Annotated in this window: 13 protein-coding genes; 10 read left to right on the top strand and 3 right to left on the bottom strand. The window is 66.1% G+C overall.

Features of this window, described 5'->3' with window-relative positions; translation table 11 throughout:
• Positions 1 to 54: 54 nt before the first annotated feature.
• From AC06FB_RS10045 to AC06FB_RS10035, 3 genes are read right to left on the bottom strand one after another with little or no spacing between them, the layout of a single operon-like run.
• Positions 55 to 1,662 (bottom strand): pseudouridine synthase, encoded by a 1,608-nt coding sequence (locus tag AC06FB_RS10045; protein WP_478053637.1) that lies wholly within the window; start codon positions 1,660 to 1,662, stop codon positions 55 to 57.
• Positions 1,655 to 2,527 (bottom strand): SMC-Scp complex subunit ScpB, encoded by an 873-nt coding sequence (gene scpB, locus AC06FB_RS10040; protein WP_180875560.1) that lies wholly within the window; start codon positions 2,525 to 2,527, stop codon positions 1,655 to 1,657. The genes AC06FB_RS10045 and scpB overlap by 8 nt, the downstream gene beginning before the upstream one ends.
• A gap of 13 nt (positions 2,528 to 2,540) precedes the next feature.
• Positions 2,541 to 3,446: a segregation and condensation protein A gene (locus tag AC06FB_RS10035; protein WP_053516881.1), complete on the bottom strand. Its 906-nt coding sequence runs from the start codon at positions 3,444 to 3,446 to the stop codon at positions 2,541 to 2,543.
• 359 nt (positions 3,447 to 3,805) lie between these two features.
• On the opposite strand from AC06FB_RS10035, the gene AC06FB_RS10030 reads away from it, so the two are divergent.
• From AC06FB_RS10030 to AC06FB_RS09985, 10 genes are all read left to right on the top strand, one after another.
• Positions 3,806 to 4,105, top strand: coding sequence for a YciI family protein (locus tag AC06FB_RS10030; protein ID WP_053516934.1), 300 nt, complete (start codon positions 3,806 to 3,808; stop codon positions 4,103 to 4,105).
• A complete protein-coding gene (locus AC06FB_RS10025; RefSeq protein WP_053516883.1) occupies positions 4,102 to 4,377 on the top strand; it encodes a BolA family protein in 276 nt (91 codons plus the stop codon). The genes AC06FB_RS10030 and AC06FB_RS10025 overlap by 4 nt, the downstream gene beginning before the upstream one ends.
• A gap of 148 nt (positions 4,378 to 4,525) precedes the next feature.
• Positions 4,526 to 5,563 carry a LacI family DNA-binding transcriptional regulator gene (locus AC06FB_RS10020; protein ID WP_053516884.1) on the top strand — a complete coding sequence of 346 codons (1,038 nt, stop codon included), beginning with the start codon at positions 4,526 to 4,528 and terminating at the stop codon, positions 5,561 to 5,563.
• Positions 5,564 to 5,640: 77 nt separating this feature from the next.
• Complete coding sequence (locus tag AC06FB_RS10015; RefSeq protein ID WP_053516885.1) at positions 5,641 to 8,697, top strand: TonB-dependent receptor; 3,057 nt, start codon at positions 5,641 to 5,643, stop codon at positions 8,695 to 8,697.
• 177 nt (positions 8,698 to 8,874) lie between these two features.
• Complete coding sequence (locus tag AC06FB_RS10010) at positions 8,875 to 10,479, top strand: glucoamylase family protein (protein WP_053516886.1); 1,605 nt, start codon at positions 8,875 to 8,877, stop codon at positions 10,477 to 10,479.
• A gap of 25 nt (positions 10,480 to 10,504) precedes the next feature.
• Complete coding sequence (locus AC06FB_RS10005; protein WP_065175484.1) at positions 10,505 to 11,827, top strand: sugar ABC transporter substrate-binding protein; 1,323 nt, start codon at positions 10,505 to 10,507, stop codon at positions 11,825 to 11,827.
• Positions 11,824 to 12,705, top strand: coding sequence for a carbohydrate ABC transporter permease (locus AC06FB_RS10000; RefSeq protein WP_065175483.1), 882 nt, complete (start codon positions 11,824 to 11,826; stop codon positions 12,703 to 12,705). Before AC06FB_RS10005 ends, AC06FB_RS10000 begins: the two co-directional genes overlap by 4 nt.
• Complete coding sequence (locus AC06FB_RS09995; protein ID WP_053516890.1) at positions 12,702 to 13,538, top strand: carbohydrate ABC transporter permease; 837 nt, start codon at positions 12,702 to 12,704, stop codon at positions 13,536 to 13,538. The genes AC06FB_RS10000 and AC06FB_RS09995 overlap by 4 nt, the downstream gene beginning before the upstream one ends.
• Entirely contained in the window at positions 13,535 to 16,702 is a 3,168-nt protein-coding gene (locus AC06FB_RS09990; RefSeq protein WP_478053636.1) for a discoidin domain-containing protein, read from the top strand. Before AC06FB_RS09995 ends, AC06FB_RS09990 begins: the two co-directional genes overlap by 4 nt.
• Before the next feature lie 2 nt (positions 16,703 to 16,704).
• Positions 16,705 to 17,589 (top strand): endonuclease/exonuclease/phosphatase family protein, encoded by an 885-nt coding sequence (locus AC06FB_RS09985; protein WP_053516893.1) that lies wholly within the window; start codon positions 16,705 to 16,707, stop codon positions 17,587 to 17,589.
• The last annotated feature ends 27 nt before the right edge of the window (positions 17,590 to 17,616 follow it).

Here is a 17,616-nt window from a genome sequence, read left to right as displayed (position 1 = left end):
ATAACGAAAAACCCCGGCCAATGCCGGGGTTTTTCATGTCAGGCGTGCTGCCGATCAGCCGCCGCGCGGGCCGCCGCGACGGGGGCCACCCGGGCCACGATTGCCGCCGGGGCCGCCCGCACCGCGGTTGCCCCCCGGACCGCCGGGGCCGCGATTGCCACCGGGGCCACCCGGGCCACGGTTGCCGCTGCCGGGACCGCGGCTGCCCGGACGGGCACCCTGCGCCGGCTTCGGGCTGCCATACGGATTGAAGCCCGGGTTGGCGTGGTCGGACGGGAAGCTCGGGGCGTTGCCCGGATGCCCGTACGGATGCTTGTTGCCCTGCGCGCCCTGGCTGCGGTTGCCCGCGCCGGGACGGCCCTGGCCACCGGCGCCACCGCGACCCTGGCCGCCTGCGGCGCCCGGACCCTTCGGCTTGCCATAAGGACGGCCCTGGCCGCCGCCCGGACCACGCGCGCCCGGACCGGCGTTGCGGTGGCCGCTCGGGCCGGTGCTGACGCCATCGGGCACGTACCAGGTGCGGAACGCAGCCGGATTGCCTTCCGGCAGCGAACGGTCATTCTTCGGCTTGCGCTGCTTGAACGGCTTCTGCGACTGCTTGGCCGCGGCCTCGCCGCTGACCGTGAGGCCGCCCTTGAAGCCGCCCCCCTTGCCGTTGCGTCCACGGCCACGGTCTTCGCGCAGGGTGTCGAAACGGCGCAGTTCGCGCCCTTCGTCGGCCGTGCTGTGGCCATTGACGTAGGCGTTGCCACGGCCACCTTCACGCACGCGCACGGTGGTCTTGGCGGCGCGGCGCTGGCCGATCACCGGCTGCAGGGTGAGGGCCGACGGAGCGCCTTCTTCCAGCTTCAGTTCAGCACGCAGTGCTTCGACCTGGGCGCTCGGCAGCTCGACCGACTGGCCACGGGCCAGTTCGCGCGGCAGGCTGACCCGGCCGTAGCGGGTGCGCTTGAGGCGACTGACCTGGCAGCCCTGCGATTCCCACAGGCGGCGCACTTCGCGGTTGCGGCCTTCCTTGACCACGACGCGGAACCAGTCGTGCGAATCGGTACCGCCGATGCGTTCGATCTCGTCGAACTTGGCCGGGCCGTCTTCCAGCGCGACGCCACGGGCAAGGCGGTCGACGATGGCATCGGCCACCTTTTCCTGGCCTTCCGGTGCACGCACGCGGACCACGTACTCGCGCTCGACCTCGAAGGACGGGTGCATCATCGCGTTGGCCAGTTCACCGTCGGTGGTCGCCAGCAGCAGGCCGGTGGTGTTGATGTCGAGGCGACCGATCGCGATCCAGCGCGCGCCCTTCAGCGGCGGCAGCGATTCGAACACGGTCGGACGGCCTTCGGGGTCTTCGCGGGTGGTCACTTCGCCTTCCGGCTTGTTGTAGACCAGCACGCGCGAGGGTTCGGACAGCGCCGTGGCGACGAAGCCGCGGCCGTCCAGTTCGATCTTGTCGCCGCTCTTGACCGACATGCCGGTCTGCGCAACTTCACCGTTGACCTTGACCAGGCCTTCGGCGATGCGCTGTTCCAGCGCGCGGCGCGAGCCAAGGCCAGCCTGGGCCAGGACCTTGTGCAGGCGTTCTTCCAACTTGAACTGTTCGGAGGTGGCTTCGCGCTTGAGCGAGAGCTTGTTCAACGACAGCTTGCGAGGGGTGTCACTCATCAGTTTTGCTCCGGCCGACGGTTTCGAGGTCGGCCTCTGGTTCGGAATCGGCTTGGTCAACAGCCACGGTCGTCGTCGCGACGGCGTTGTCTTCGCGTTCGTTCACTGGCACCGCGCGCTCGCCCGGCGCGGAATCGGGGTGCCCATCATCGAGGGGCGAAGGTGCTTGCTCATCGGTGGCCGCCGCAGGGACTGCGTCGGCGGAATGCGGGGTGTTGCCACCGGCCAGGCCGGCATCATCATTGGCGGCCCCGTCCGGCTCGGCCGAGACGTCGGGGCCGTCGGCGCTGGCGGCAGCCGGTGCATCGCGGTCCAGGGCCAGCTGTGGTTCCAGCTCGCCCAGGTCCTTCAACTCCGACAGCGGCGGCAGCTCATCCAGGCGCTTGAGGCCGAAGTAATCCAGGAAGCCCTTGGTGGTGCCGAACAGTGCCGGCTTGCCGGGCACGTCGCGGTGGCCGACGACGCGGATCCATTCGCGTTCTTCCAGTGCCTGGATGATGTTGCTGCTGACAGCGACGCCGCGCACCTGCTCGATCTCGCCGCGGGTGATCGGTTGCCGGTAGGCGATCAGCGCCAGCGTTTCCAGGGTGGCACGGGTGTAGCGGGTCTTGCGTTCGGTCCACAGCCGGCTGATCCAGCCATGCACCTCGCCGGTGACCTGGTAGCGGAAGCCCGAGGCGACCTCGACCAGTTCCACGCCGCGGCCTTCGCAGCCTTCGCGCAGGTGCTCCAGCGCACGTTCGATGCTGCCCGGCGGTGCTGGTTCCTCTTCCGGGAACAGGTCTTTCAGCTGGGCCAGGGTCAGCGGCTGGCTGGAGGCCAGCAGGGCACCTTCGACAATGCGGTTGATCAGCGGTTGATCCATCGGCAGGCAGCGCTCACTCGTTCTCGTTGGCGGCGTCGTTGTCGTCGAACTCGCTGCTGAACTGCAGCGGGGCATTGGTGTTGCCGGCCGCCAGCGACTTCACGTAGATCGCCGCCAGCGGTTCCTCCTGGACGATGTCCAGCAGTTGCTCCTTGGCCAGTTCCAGCACGGCCAGGAAGGTGACCAGCACGCCCAGCTTGCCTTCTTCAGCAGTGAACAGGCTTTCAAAACGGTAGAACCTGCCGTCTTCCATGCGGCCGAGCACTTCGCCCATGCGCTGCCTCACGCTCAGCGCCTCGCGCTTGATCGCGTGGCCGCTGAACAGCTCGGCGCGCTTGAGCACATCGTGCAGCGCCAGCAGCATCTCCTTCAGGTCCACCGGCGGCGGCAGTTTCACCGTCGCGCGTTCGGGCATGAAGGCATGGGCCACCGTGGTGTCCCGGTCCTGGCGGGGCAGGGCATCGATGTCCTCAGCCGCCTGCTTGAAACGTTCGTACTCCTGCAGCCGGCGCACCAGTTCGGCGCGCGGATCGGCTTCATCGCCTTCGTCGCTGACCGGGCGCGGCAGCAGCATGCGCGACTTCACCTCGGCCAGGATCGCTGCCATCACCAGATACTCGGCCGCCAGTTCGAAGCGCAGCTCGCGCATCACGGTGATGTACTCCACGTACTGCCGGGTGATCTCGGCCACGGGGATGTCCAGCACGTCCAGGTTCTGCCGGCGGATCAGGTACAGCAGCAGGTCCAGCGGACCTTCGAAGGCATCCAGGATGACTTCCAGTGCGTCCGGCGGGATGTACAGGTCCTGCGGGATCTGCAGGACCGGTTGCCCATGCACGACGGCCAGCGGCATTTCCTGCTGCTGGGGGGCGGGCGGCCGGGTTGGCGGGTTCGCGTCGAGCGCGAGTTCGGAAGTCATCTAATGGACATCAGGATTGCAACGGACCAGTCGCGGCACCCGGCGCCGCGCGTGCACCGCGGGCCCCAAGGCACCAGGCGCGCCTGTCTCGGCGCGATTCCACACATATCAAACAGCAGGACGCGCCGCAGGAGACGGCAGCGACGGGACTACGGGGAGGTCGTCTACGTGGCCTGCCCGGAAGCGGCAGGTCGGTCGTCGGGGGCTGCGTTGGCCGCAAAAACCGACGGGTTGCTGCATCCAGCCACGTGCAATGGACTCTAGGGTAAGCCTTTGCCGCGCCAGTGTCCAGCTGCGGCCAGGGCGAGGGGGCTTTGGCTAGAATCGGCGGACCCGACAATGCGAGCGAGGAAATGCCGGTGTGGTATGTGATTGAAGGCTATGACGGCCAGGACGTGCTGACGCAACGGCTGCAGGCCCGGCCGGAACACCTGGCGCGGCTGCACGCGCTGCGTGATGAGGGGAGACTGCTGCTGGCCGGGCCCTGTCCGGCGATCGACAGCGAAGATCCAGGCCCGGCGGGGTTCAGTGGTTCGGTGGTGATCGCCCGCTTCGGGTCGCTGCCGGAGGCGCAGGCCTGGGCCGATGCGGACCCCTATGTGGCCGCAGGTGTCTATGAAAGGGTGCAGGTGCGGCCCTTCCGCCAGGTGCTGCCGTGAACGCGGACCGGATCGAGCGAATCCGTGATGCGCTGCAGCAGGCGCTGGCCCCGAGCGTGCTCGAGATCGAGGACGACAGTCATCGTCATGCCGGCCACGCTGGCGCGCGCGATGGCCGTGGCCATTTCAACGTGCATGTGGTCAGCGAGCGCTTTGCCGGCCTCGGCCCGCTGGCCCGCCACCGCGCGGTATACGCCGCATTGGGGTCGATGATGGAGACCGACATCCACGCGCTGTCCATCCGCGCGCTGGCACCGTCAGAACAGGGCTGAGCCCTTGTCCCGCACTGTCATTGCCGGTCCGTGCGTGGACCGTCAGGGACAGATTTCCATGTCCATTTCAGGACATTCGTCTAACGGACAGTTTACAAGCCCAGATGGAAACGCTTACATTCCGCGCCAATGCTGGTAGGTCCAAGCCGTGGAGGGCGGCTTCGTGAACAAGGCAGCCATTACAATCAAGGATGTCGCACGCGAAGCCCGGGTCTCCGTGGCCACGGTTTCCCGCGCGCTCAACGGGCATGAAAATGTCGCCGAACCGGTCCGCCAGCTTGTGCTGGAGGTGGCCGCACGGCTGCGTTACACCCCGCACGCCGCCGCCCGCAGCCTGAGCAGCCGCCGCACCAACACGGTCGGCGTGGTGCTGCCGGACCTGTACGGCGAGTTCTTCTCCGAGCTGATGCGCGGCATCGACGGCGTTGCCCGCAGTCGCCGCCAGCATCTGCTGGTGTCCAGCTACCACGGCGACCAGGAGCAGCAGGGTGCTGCCCTGCGCGCCATGCGCGGGCGTGTCGATGGCCTGCTGGTGCTCTCGCCCTATGCGGAGAGCCCCGGCTTCCTGACCGACAACCTGCCGCAGTCGCTGCCCACCGTACTGATCAACACCTACCTGCCTGGGCAGGATCATCCGGTGTTGAGCATCGACGACCACGCGGGCGCAATGGCGATGACCCGTCATCTGCTCGATGCCGGTCACCGGCGCATCGCGTTCATTTCTGGCCCGGACCTCAACTTCGACGCGCGCGAGCGCCTGCGCGGCTTCCGTGACGCGCTGGCGGCTGCCGGCGGCAGCGCCGAAGGCATCGAGCTGCCCGGTGATTTCGACGAAGCTTCCGGCCATCGCGCCGGTCAGGAGTTGTTGGCAGCCGGCACGCTGCCCGATGCCGTGTTCGCCGCCAACGACATGATGGCACTTGGCTGCCTGTACGCCTTCGCGCAGGCAGGCGTCCATGTCCCGTCCGATGTCGCCCTGGCGGGTTTTGATGACATTCCGCTGGCACGTTTCGTTCACCCGTCGCTGACCACCATGCAGGTCAGCATCGCCGAGCTCGGCGATCGGGCGATGACGCGCCTGATGCAGTTGATGGACGGCACCTCCACGGAAGGGGCCGGGGACAAGCAGACCCTGGTACCCCGTCTCGTTGTTCGCGATTCCACCACTCCGCCATCCGGCCGTTGAAGCCGGAGGCGTTCCTTCTTTTTTGATTGATCGCAGGGGACCGCACACGCGGTCGCCGCCACCCGGAGATTGAGTTGATGATGCATTCCACTATCCGCACGCCGGCGCGCCGGCTGCTGAGCACCGCACTGGTCAGCTGCCTGATGCTGGCCGCCGCCCCGAACGCCCTGGCGCAGTCGGCCAACGCCAGCCTGCGCGGCCAGGTTGCCGGCGCACAGGCCGGTTCGGAAGTCACCGCCACCAACGTTGCGACCGGCACCGTGCGCCGCGGCACCGTCCGCGCCGACGGCAGCTACTCGCTGATGGGCCTGGACCCGGGCACCTACGACGTGGTGGCCAACGGCCAGACCCAGAAGGTCACCGTGACCGTGGCCTCCACCGCCACCCTCAACTTCGCTGGCGCTGCCAGCAGTACCCCGGGTTCAACCGCGGCCACCAACCTGGACACCGTCAACGTCGTCGCGCCGACCCTGCTGCAGGAAGTGCGCACGTCCGAAGTCGGCAAGACCGTCAGCCTGCAGCAGATCCAGACCACTCCGCAGGTGTCGCGCAACTTCCTGGAGTTCGCCGATGCGGTGCCGGGCCTGATCTTCACCCGTGATGCGAAGGGCAACACCTCGCTGCGCGGCGGCGCCACCAATGCCGATGGCACCAACGTGTACATCGATGGCGTGGGCCAGAAGAGCTACGTCAAGGGCGGCGGTGTGGCCGGCCAGTCCGGCAGCGCCGGCAACCCCTTCCCGCAGCTGGCCATTGGCGAATACAAGGTCATCAGCGGCAACTACAAGGCCGAGTACGGCCAGGTCTCGAGCGCTGCGGTGACCGCCGCGACCAAGTCCGGCACCAACGAATTCAAGGGTGAGGCGTTCTATCGCTACACCGACGAGGACATGCGCGCCAAGACCCCGGCCGAACGCCAGGGCGGCAAGGACAAGCAGGTGTCGGCCGAGAAGGAATACGGCTTCGCGCTGGGCGGCCCGATCATCCAGGACAAGGCCCACTTCTTCGTGACCTACGAAGCCAAGCGCTTCGACCTGCCGGTCACCATCGCACCGGACGGTGCGGTCACCGGTGCCGCCGGTCTGCTGCCGCCCGCCGGCGCCGCCGGTCTCGGCCCGGCCAGCCAGCCGTTCCAGCAGGACCTGATCTTCGGCAAGATCGACTTCGAGCCGACCGACAACGATCGCATCGAGCTGACCTTCCAGGACCGCGACGAAACGCAGTCGCAGTTCAGTGGCCAGACCTCGCCGGAAGCCGGCCGTGAAGTGGTCAATACCGACCGTCGTTACGCGCTGCGCTGGAACCACAGCGGCGAGCGCTACTACAACGAATTGATGGTCACCCACGAAGATTCGTTCAACAACCCGACCCCGCTGACCCTGGCCAACGGCATCACCTACACCGCGCCGGACGGTCCTGAAGACCGCACGATCGTGAAGATCGGTGGCGCCTCGGCACTGGACTCGCAGGTGAAGGGCCAGAAGGGCTGGTCGATCGAAGACAACCTGACCCTGGATGGCATCCAGTGGGCGGGCGACCACACCATCAAGATGGGCGTGAAGTACAAGCAGATCGACCTGTACGCTTCCGATGCGGCGCAGATCAACCCGACCTTCACCTACACCCTGGGTGATCCGGACTTCCCGGACTCGATTCCGTACAAGGCGCAGTTCGTCAAGCCGGTGACCGGCGTGTCGGGCGTGTCCGGCGAAGTACGCTCCAAGTCCAAGCAGTACGGCGTGTTCATCCAGGACGACTGGCAGGTCAATGACCACCTGCAGCTGAACATCGGCCTGCGCTGGGACTACGAGAAGACCCCGTCCTACCTGGACTTCGTGACCCCGCAGCAGGTGGTCGATGCCATCTATTCGCAGGATCCGCGCGCACCCGCCGGCCAGACCTACGCCGATTCGCTGGCGCTGGGCGGCCTGGACATCAGCGACTACATCAGCAACGGTCACAACCGCAAGGCATTCAAGGATGCCTGGCAGCCGCGCCTGGGCTTCTCGTATGACATCAACGCCGACGAGCAGCATGTGATCCACGGTGGTGCCGGCCGTTCCTACGACCGCGACCTGTTCGACAACCTGCAGCTGGAGACCACCAAGCTGGCCCTGCCGCAGCCGACCATCTACTTCCGCAACCCGGCCACCGGGACCTGCATCAACGGTCAGGCCGCCTGCTACGACTGGAATCCGAACCTGCTCAACGGCATCGGCAACCTGCAGGCGCTGGTGGGATCGACCAGCAACGCCGGCCTGGAGGTCGACCTGCTGAACAACAAGCTGAAGGCACCGTACTCGGATCAGTTCAGCCTGGGCATGAGCAACCAGATCGGTGACTGGCTGACCGATGCCACCATCGCCCGCACCCTGAGCTACGACGGTTTCGCCTTCACCCTGGGCAACCGTTACCCGACCGGCCAGTTCTTCGATGATCCGCGCCTGTGCGGCGGTACCGAGCCGGGCCTGAGCCAGGCCTGGAGCTGCAACGTGCCGGGCTTCGGCAGCCTGATCATCGGCCAGCAGGGCATCAAGACCCGCGCCACCCAGGTCCTGCTGTCGGCGCAGAAGCCGTTCACCAAGGAAAGCGGCTGGGGCACCTCGATCGCCTACACCTGGACCACCGCACGCCACAACCGCGACATCAACGAGAAGTACGCGTTCGACCGCGGCCTGATCGGCGATTACCCGACCATCCGTTCCAACGGTGCCCCTCGTCACCGCCTGGTGGTGACCGGTTCGTACGCAGGCTTCTGGGGCATCACCTTCGGCGGCAAGATCACCTTGGCAACGCCGACGGCCGTCAACGACTGGTACCCCGTGCCGCAGGCCAGCGGCTACACCCTGCCGACCCCGCAGGCGGCCGTGCCCAACGCCAACGGCAAGTTCCTGGTGGGTGGCAAGATCTTCGGCTACCGCTCGGTCGACCTGCAGGCGACGAAGACGTTCAAGATGCCGGGTGATACCGAGCTGTACGCTCGTCTGGACATCATCAACGTGTTCGATTTCGACAACTTCTCCACCTACAACTACGTCAAGACCAACGGCAAGCTGCAGGCCAGCTACAACGAGACCGGTGACATCATCGGTACGCCCCGCCAGATCAAGGCGGAAGTGGGCTTCCGCTTCTAAGCGGGTATGCCTGCTGCAGGAGTCGATGCCGCCGGTTCGCCGGCGGCATCGGCAACTGCGATGATCGCGCTGTCAGGCCACGTTCCCGTGGCTTTTTTAAATGTGTGGTTTGTAAACGATTTCAGATCATTGGACGTTATGCTTTCCCATCGATCAGTCCACCGGAGGAACCGCGCCATGCAGGCACGCCACCTGTTGTCCGCCGCAGCGATGACCCTGGCCATCGCCGCCTGCAAGCCGGCCCAGCAGGAGCCCGCCAAACCCCGGCCGCCGGTGATCCTGATCGAGGCCGATGCACCGCCGCGGCCGATGAAGCCGGAACTGCCGCCGCTGTTCGATGACATTGAACGCCGCACCTTCCAGTTTTTCTGGGACACCACCAATGAAGTGAACGGCCTGACACCGGACCGCTATCCGTCACGCCCGTTCGCCAGCATCGCCTCGGTCGGCTTCGCGCTCACCGCCTATCCGATCGGCATCGAGAATGGCTGGGTCAGCCGCAACCAGGCGATCGACCGCACGCTGACGACGCTGAAATTCTTCCGTGACGTGCCGATGGGCCCGCAGCGCACCGGCAAGGCCGGCTACAAGGGCTTCTACTATCACTTCCTGGACATGCAGGAAGGCCGCCGCTACGACAGCTGGGTCGAACTGTCGTCGGTGGATACCGCGCTGCTGATGATGGGCGTGCTGTTCGCGCAGTCCTATTACGACGGCGATGATCCGCGCGAGAAGGAAATCCGGCAGATTGCCGATACCCTGTACAGGAAGATCGACTGGCCGTGGCTGCAGCAGCGCGCGCCGCTGATCTCGATGGGCTGGTTCCCCGAAAGCGGCTTCATCGACCACGACTGGATGGGCTACAACGAGGCGATGATGGTGTACATCCTTGCCCTCGGCTCGCCCACCCATCCGGTCAGCCCCGACGCATGGACGGTGTGGACCCGGACCTACGACAACGACTGGGGCGTCTACCAGGGCCAGGAATACCTGTCCTTCGGGCCTCTGTTCGGCCACCAGTACAGCCATGTCTGGATCGATTTCCGCGATATCCAGGATGCCTACATGCGCGAGCGCGGCAGCACCTACTTCCTCAACAGCCGCTCGGCCGCGCTGGCCCAGCGCGAGTACGCCATCGCCAACCCGATGCAGTGGAAGGAGTACGGTGAGAACGTGTGGGGACTGACCGCCAGCGATGGTCCGCAGAACACCACCCAGGAATATCGCGGCGAGCAGCGCCAGTTCCGCCACTACTCCTCGCGCGGCGCCGGCCTGCGCGAGAACTTCGACGACGGCACCATCGCGCCGACCGCGGCGGTGGCCTCGATCGTGTTCGCCCCGGAGCAGGTCATTCCGGCCACGCTGGAGATGCACAAGCGCTTCGGCGATTACATCTATTCCAGCTACGGCTTCCTGGATTCGTTCAATCCCAGCTTCAGCTACGACATTCCGATCAAGACCGGGCGCCTGGTGCCGGACCGTGGCTGGGTCGCCAGCGACTACATCGCCATCGACCAGGGCCCGATCCTGACCATGATCGCCAACTACCGCAACGACTTCGTGTGGGAAGTCATGAAGAAGAACCCCTACATCCGCAAGGGGCTGGAGCGCGCCGGATTCAGCGGCGGCTGGCTGGCCCCCGAGGGCTCGTTCCAGCCGCTGGAACTGCAGAAGGACGAGAAGGCTGCATCGGCGCGCGCGGTCGGCATCGCCGAGTCACGCGCGGCCGCCGCACAGGAACAGAAGAACAATGCCAACCGCACCACAGGCCAGGGAAAGTAACGCTGTGCAGAACTGGCTCCATCGCATGCGCCGCTGGGCGCTGCCGGCCCTGGCCGCGCTGGTCGTGGCGGGCTGCGCCCGTACCGAACCGGGCACCACCACCGTGCGCTTCTGGGCGATGGGGCGCGAAGCGGAAGTGGTCAGCGAGCTGATCCACGAATTCGAGGCCGAGAATCCCGGCATCAAGGTGGATGTGCAGAACATCCCATGGACCGCGGCGCACGAGAAGCTGCTCACCGCGTTCGCCGCCGATGGCCTGCCCGATGTCTGCCAGCTGGGCAACACCTGGGTTCCCGAATTCGCCGAGCTCGATGCGCTGACGCCGCTGCAACCGTTCGTGCAGCGCTCGGCGGTGGTCGACCCGAAGGATTACTTCCAGGGCATCTGGGATACCAACGTGATCCATGGCGAGCTGGTGGGCGTGCCGTGGTACGTCGATACCCGCCTGATCTATTACCGCAAGGACCTGCTGGCCAAGGCCGGATACGACCATCCGCCGCGGACCTGGCAGGAGTGGAACGAACAGATGGCGGCGATCAAGCGCATGCAGGGCCCGAACCGCTATGCCGTGCTGATGCCGATCAACGAGTTCGAGCAGCAGCTGTCGCTGGCGCTGCAGCAACCCGATCCGCTGCTGCGCGACGACGATACCCGTGGCAACTTCTCAAGCCCGGGCTTCCGCCGCACGCTGGCTTTCTACGCCAACATGTTCGAGCAGGGCTGGGCGCCGAAGATGTCCGAGACGCAGATCTCCAATGTCTGGGATGAATTCTTCCGCGGCTTCAACGTGTTCTACATCTCCGGCCCCTGGAACATCCGCGAGTTCAAGAAGCTGCAGCCGAAGGCGCTGGAAGGGCAGTGGGGCACCGCGGCGTTGCCGGGCCCGGATGGCCCCGGTGCGGGCATCGCCGGCGGTACCAGCCTGGTGATCTTCCGCAAATCGCAGCAGAAGCAAGCCTCCTGGAAGCTGATCGAGTTCCTGTCGCGCCCGGAAATCCAGGCCCGTTTCCATTCGATCATCGGTGATCTGCCGCCGCGTCGCAGTGCCTGGGATGCACCGTCCCTGGCCGGTGATCCGCTGGCGGCGGCGTTCCGCGACCAGCTGGAGCGGGTCAGGCCGACGCCCAAGGTGCTTGAGTGGGAGCGCATCGTGCAGGAAATGCGCATCGTCACCGAAAAGGTGGTGCGCGGCGGGATGCCCCAGGACGACGCCGTGGCCGAGCTGGACCAGCGCGTGGACAAGGTGCTGGCCAAGCGTCGCTGGATGCATGAACAACAACGCCTGCAGGAGCGCGCGCCTTCGCCGACGCGCTCAAGCAGCACCCTGGCCGACGGGAGCGCGCAATGAAACGAACTTCGCTGGCCGGATGGATCTTCGCAGGCCCATCGCTGATCGTGCTGGGGGTGTTCTTCGGCCTGCCGGTCGCCTCGGCGCTGGCGCTCAGCGTCACCGACTTCGACCTGTACGCATTGGCCGACAGCAGCAACCTGCGTTTCGTCGGCCTCGGCAACTACATCGACCTGCTGCAGACGCCGATGTTCTGGAAGTCGCTGTGGAACACCAGCTACTTCGTGCTGATCGGTGTGCCGCTGTCGATCGGTGTGTCACTGGGCGCGGCGATGCTGCTGAACGCGCCTGCCGCGCGTTTCAAGGCGCTGTTCCGCACCGCGCTGTTCGCGCCGGTGGTGACCACGCTGGTGGCGGTGGCGGTGATCTGGCGCTACCTGTTCCATACCAGCTACGGCCTGGTCAACTACGGCCTGGGCCATCTGGGCATCAGCCCGATCGACTGGCTGGGCGATCCGAACTGGGCGATGCCCACCATCATGCTGTTCGCGGTGTGGAAGAACTTCGGCTACAACATGGTGATCTTCCTGGCCGGCCTGCAGGCGATCCCGCATGATCTGTACGAAGCGGCGCGGATCGACGGTGCCTCGCGCTGGAAGCAGTTCCTGCACATCACCCTGCCCATGCTCGGCCCGGTGCTGCTCGTGGTCGGAGTGATCACCGTCTCCGGCTACTTCCAGCTGTTCGCCGAGCCTTACGTGATGACGCGTGGCGACCCGCTGCAGAGCACGGTCAGCGTGCTGTATTTCATGTTCGAGGAAGGCTTCAAGTGGTGGAACCTGGGACGCGCCTCCGCGGTGGCATTCCTGCTGTTCCTGATCATCCTGGCGGTGACCACCGTGATGCTGCGCTTTGGCCGCAGGAGGCAGTTGGTATGAGTCGTGAAATCGGCCAGTCGCGCTGGCATCCGTGGTGGATCAACGGCGCGTTGCTGGTGCTGGCCCTGGTCAGCCTGGCGCCGCTGCTGTGGATGGTCTCGGTCTCGTTCATGCCGCAGGGCGAGGCCAGCCATTTCCCGCCTCCGCTGTTGCCCTCGCAGGTGACCACCCACAACTACCACGAGCTGTTCGCGCGTACCGGCATGGGCGGCAATTTCGCCAACAGCCTGCTGGTGTCGCTGGCGATCACGCTGGGTTCGCTGCTGCTCAATACGATGGCCGGCTATGCGTTCGCCAAGCTGAATTTCGTTGGCCGTGAGCGCCTGTTCCAGGTGTTGATGGCGGCGCTGGTCATTCCCGCCCAGGTGGCGATGCTGCCGCTGTTCCTGCTGATGAAGCAGCTGGGGCTGGTCAACAGCTTCGGTGGCGTGATCGTGCCGGCGCTGGCGAGCGTGTTCGGCATCTTCCTGGTGCGGCAGTACGCGCGGTCGATCCCGGACGAACTGCTGGAGGCCGCGCGCATCGACGGGGCAGGGGAGCTGCGCATCTTCTTCCAGATCGTGCTGCCGATGCTCAAGCCGGTGCTGGTGACCCTGGCGATCTTCACCTTCATGGGCGCATGGAACGATTTCATGTGGCCGCTGATCGTGTTGACCGATCAGGAGCACTACACTTTGCCGGTGGCCCTGGCCACCCTCTCGCGCGAACACATCATGGACGTGGAAATGATGATGGCCGGCGCGGTGGTTACCGTGGTTCCGGTGCTGGCACTGTTCCTGGTGCTGCAGCGGTACTACATCCAAGGATTGTTGCTGGGGAGCGTGAAGGGATGAAGGGTGCGATCGCCGTTGGACTGGGCCTGTTGTGGACCTCCCTGGCGATCGCCGCCCCTCCGGCGCTGCCGGCGCCGAAGGTGCTGGACGACTTCGACGATGTCAGTGCCTGGAAGCTGGTGCTGTCCGACCAGGTCAGCGGCTCGCTGCGCCCGGTCAGCGGCGCGGGTGGCGGCCGCGCGCTGTGCCTGGATTACGACTTCCACAACGTATCGGGCTACGTCGGCATCCGTCGCGCGCTGGCGGTCGAGTATCCGGTCAACTACCGCTTCGGCTTCCAGCTGCGCGGTGATTCACCGGCCAATGATCTTCAGTTCAAGCTGATCGACGCCAGCGGTGACAACGTGTGGTGGGTCAACCGCCCCGGTTACAGTTTTCCCAGGTCGTGGACGCCGGTCGAGTACCGGCGTCGGCAGATCGACAAGGCGTGGGGGCCGTCGCCGGAGAAGGAAATGGCGCGCAGCGCCGCGGTCGAGTTCACGATCTACAGCAAGGTCGGCGGACGCGGCACGGTGTGCTTCGACAGACTGACCCTGCAGGGCCTGCCCGCACGGGACGAATCGCCGCTGCGGCCGGAGGTGATTGCCGACACCGCCACGGCGCTGCAGGACCGGATGGTGGACGGCAAGAGCGATACCTTCTGGATCAGCGGTGGGGTGAAGCAGCAGACCATCAGCCTGGACCTGCACAAGAGCCGCGAGATCGGCGGCGCGGTGATCGACTGGCTGCCGGACCTGCAGGCGACCCGCTACACCGTGCGCACGTCCGTGGACGGACGCGACTGGCGCACGGCACGCGAAGTGACCGCCGGTGGGGGTGGCCGTGACTGGCTGGCGCTGCCGGATACCGATGCACGCTATGTGCGCTTCGACCTGCAGGCAGGTCCGAACTGGCGCTATGGCATCCGTGACATCACGCTCAAGCCGCTGGACTTCGCATCCACGCCCAATGCATTCCTGTCGTCGGTTGCGGCTGACCTCCCACGCGGTGCGGTACCGCGCGCGTTCGTGGGCGAACAGCCGTACTGGACCCTGCTGGGTCTGGATGGCGGCCAGCAACAGGCGCTGATCAGCGAAGACGGTGCGCTGGAGCCTGCCAAGGGCAGCTTCAGCATCGAGCCGTTCGTCCGCCTGGATGGCAAGCTGATCGCCTGGAGTGATGTGGCCATCACCCAGTCGCTGCAGGATCGCTACCTGCCCATCGCCAATGTCGACTGGGTGCATGAGAAGGTGGGGCTGGCGGTCACCGGATTCGTGCAGGGCACGCCCGAGCGTGCGCAGCTGATCGGTCGCTACCGCCTGAGCAATCCGGACAAGGTGGCCCACGAGTACACGCTGGCGTTGGCCATCCGCCCCTGGCAGGTCAATCCGCCAACCCAGTTCCTCAACACCACCGGCGGCTTCAGCCGCATCGACAGCCTCGACGTCGGCGAGCAGCTGGTCCGCATCAATGGCGAGCCACGCATCTACCCGCTGCAGGTACCTGATGCGCGTTTTGCCACCTCTTTCGACGGCAAGCTCGATGCCATGCACCTCGCCTCGGGCAAGCTGCCGGCGACGACCACGGTGAAGGACAGCACCGGCATGGCGTCGGGCGCGCTGCTGTACACGATCACCCTGGAACCCGGGCAAAGCCGCGAAGTGGCGGTGGTACTGCCGCAGACCGGTGGCTGGGCGCCGCAGGCCGTGGACGTGGCAAAGGCGCAGCAGCAGGTTGCCGACATGTGGCGTGCCAAGCTCGGCGTGGTGTCGCTGCAGGTTCCGAAGGCGGGCCAGCCGATGGTCGACACGCTGCGCACCGCGGTAGCGCACATGCTGATCTCGCGCGTCGGGCCAAGCCTGCAGCCGGGCACGCGCTCGTATGCGCGCAGCTGGATCCGCGACGGCGCGATGATCTCCGAAGGGTTGCTGCGCATGGGCCGCAGCGACGCGGTGCGTGACTACCTCAACTGGTATGCGCCGTTCCAGTTCGAGAATGGCAAGGTGCCGTGCTGCGTCGACGCACGTGGCAGCGACCCGGTGCCGGAGAACGACAGCCATGGTGAGCTGATCTACAACATCGCCGAGTATGGCCGCTACACCGGCGACAGCACGTTCATGGAACTGATGTGGCCGCATGTGCAGGGGGCCTACCAGTACATGGAGCAGCTGCGTGCCAGCGAGCGCACCGAGGAGAACCGTGCACGCAACCCGGCCTTCTACGGGATGATGCCGGCCTCGATCAGCCACGAAGGTTACTCGGCCAAGCCGATGCATTCGTACTGGGACAACTTCTGGGCGCTGCGTGGCTACAAGGACGCTGCGCTGCTGGCGACGCAGCTGGGTAAGGTGGAGGCGATGCAGATCGCCGAGTCACGCGACCAGTTCCGCGACGACCTGCAGGCATCGCTGCTGTCGGCCATGCAGCAGCACAGCATCGATTACCTGCCGGGCTCGGCGGAGCTGGGCGATTTCGACGCGACATCGACGACCATCGCGCTGGCGCCCGGGGGCGAGCAGGGCCGGCTGCCGCAGCAGGCCCTGGAAGCAACCTTCGAGCGTTACTGGAAGGAGTTCGTCGCGCGTCGCGATGGCAAGCGCGAATGGAAGGACTACACGCCGTATGAGTGGCGCAACGTCGCCGCCTTCGTGCGCCTGGGCTGGCGCGACCGCGCCTGGCAGGCGACCGAGTTCTTCTTCAAGGACCGTGCCCCGCAGGCATGGAACCAATGGGCGGAAGTGGTCTCGCGGACACCGCGCAAGCCGTTCTTCGTCGGCGACCTGCCGCATGCATGGGTCGCGTCGGATTTCGTGCGCTCGGCGCTGGACATGTTCGCCTACAACCGCGACATGGATGAGTCACTGGTGCTGGCCGGCGGCGTTCCAACGGCCTGGCTGCAGGGTGACGGCATCGCGGTGCAGGGCCTGCGTACGCCGCAGGGGCAGTTGAACTATCGGCTGCGGCGCAGTGACAAGCTGCTGGTGCTGGAGGTGCAGCCCGGCCTGGTGCCACCGGCTGGAGGCGTGGTACTTCCGTGGCCCTACGCGGGTGAACCGGGTGACGCCACCATCAATGGCGCGCCGGGTGAATGGATCGACCGCGAACTGCATGTGCACGAACTGCCTGCCCGCGTCGAGATCGAAGTGCCGGCGGCAGTGCGTCGCTCCGAGCGCAAGGGACAGTAAGCATGGGTAGGAAGGCATGGCGTGCGCGCGCGGCAGCGTGCGCACTGGGCATGGCGATCGCGCTGGCGCTGCCTGCCGCGGCGATGGCGGACGTACCACCGGCGGACGATGGGGACGCAGCCGCGCGCGCGCCTGGCATGGGCATGGTCACCTTCAACCTGCACCACGACCGCGAGGACTGGCCCAGCCGGCGTCGTACCATCCTGGCAGAACTCAAGCGCCTGCAACCTGATGCGATCGCGCTGCAGGAAGTGATCCAGCGGCGCAACGTGCGCAACCAGGCGCAATGGCTCGCCAGCCAGCTGGGCTACCGATACGTCTTCGTGTCCACCGATCCGGTCGGCGCGCCCAAGCGCTACGGCAACGCACTGTTGACGCGACAGCCGATCCTCGCCCAGGGCGAGCACCTGCTGCTGCCGCTGGACGACTACCGCACCGTGGCGCACCTGCGCATCGAGGTGGAGGGCCGGCCAGTCAACCTCTATGCAACCCATCTCAATGAGCGCAGCGATGAAAGCGGCAAGCGCATCCGGCGGACGCAGGTGGAAGATCTGCTGCGCTTCATCGCCGCAACGTCGGATGGCGCGCCGGTGGTGATCGCAGGCGACTTCAACGCACTGGTCGATGCGGGTGACCTGAGCGAGCTGCGCAGCCACTATGGCGACAGCTATGGCAGCGTGCATGTGAACACCGACCTGGCGGCTGTCAGCACCCTCAACCGGCATTACTACCAGGCGCCCTCGCGGATCGATCACATCTTCTTCCAGCAGGACCAGCTGGTTGCGCGTGAGGCCAGGCTTCTGTTCGACCAGCCGGATGACAGCGGCCGCTGGGCTTCGGATCATTACGGCGTCTGGACGCGATTGCAGTTCGCGCCGAAACCCTGAACAACGACCCAGCGGCCTATCCCCGGT

Source organism: Stenotrophomonas sp. Steno-C15 (genome assembly GCF_056393265.1).
This window is presented reverse-complemented; position numbering and strand designations above follow the sequence as displayed.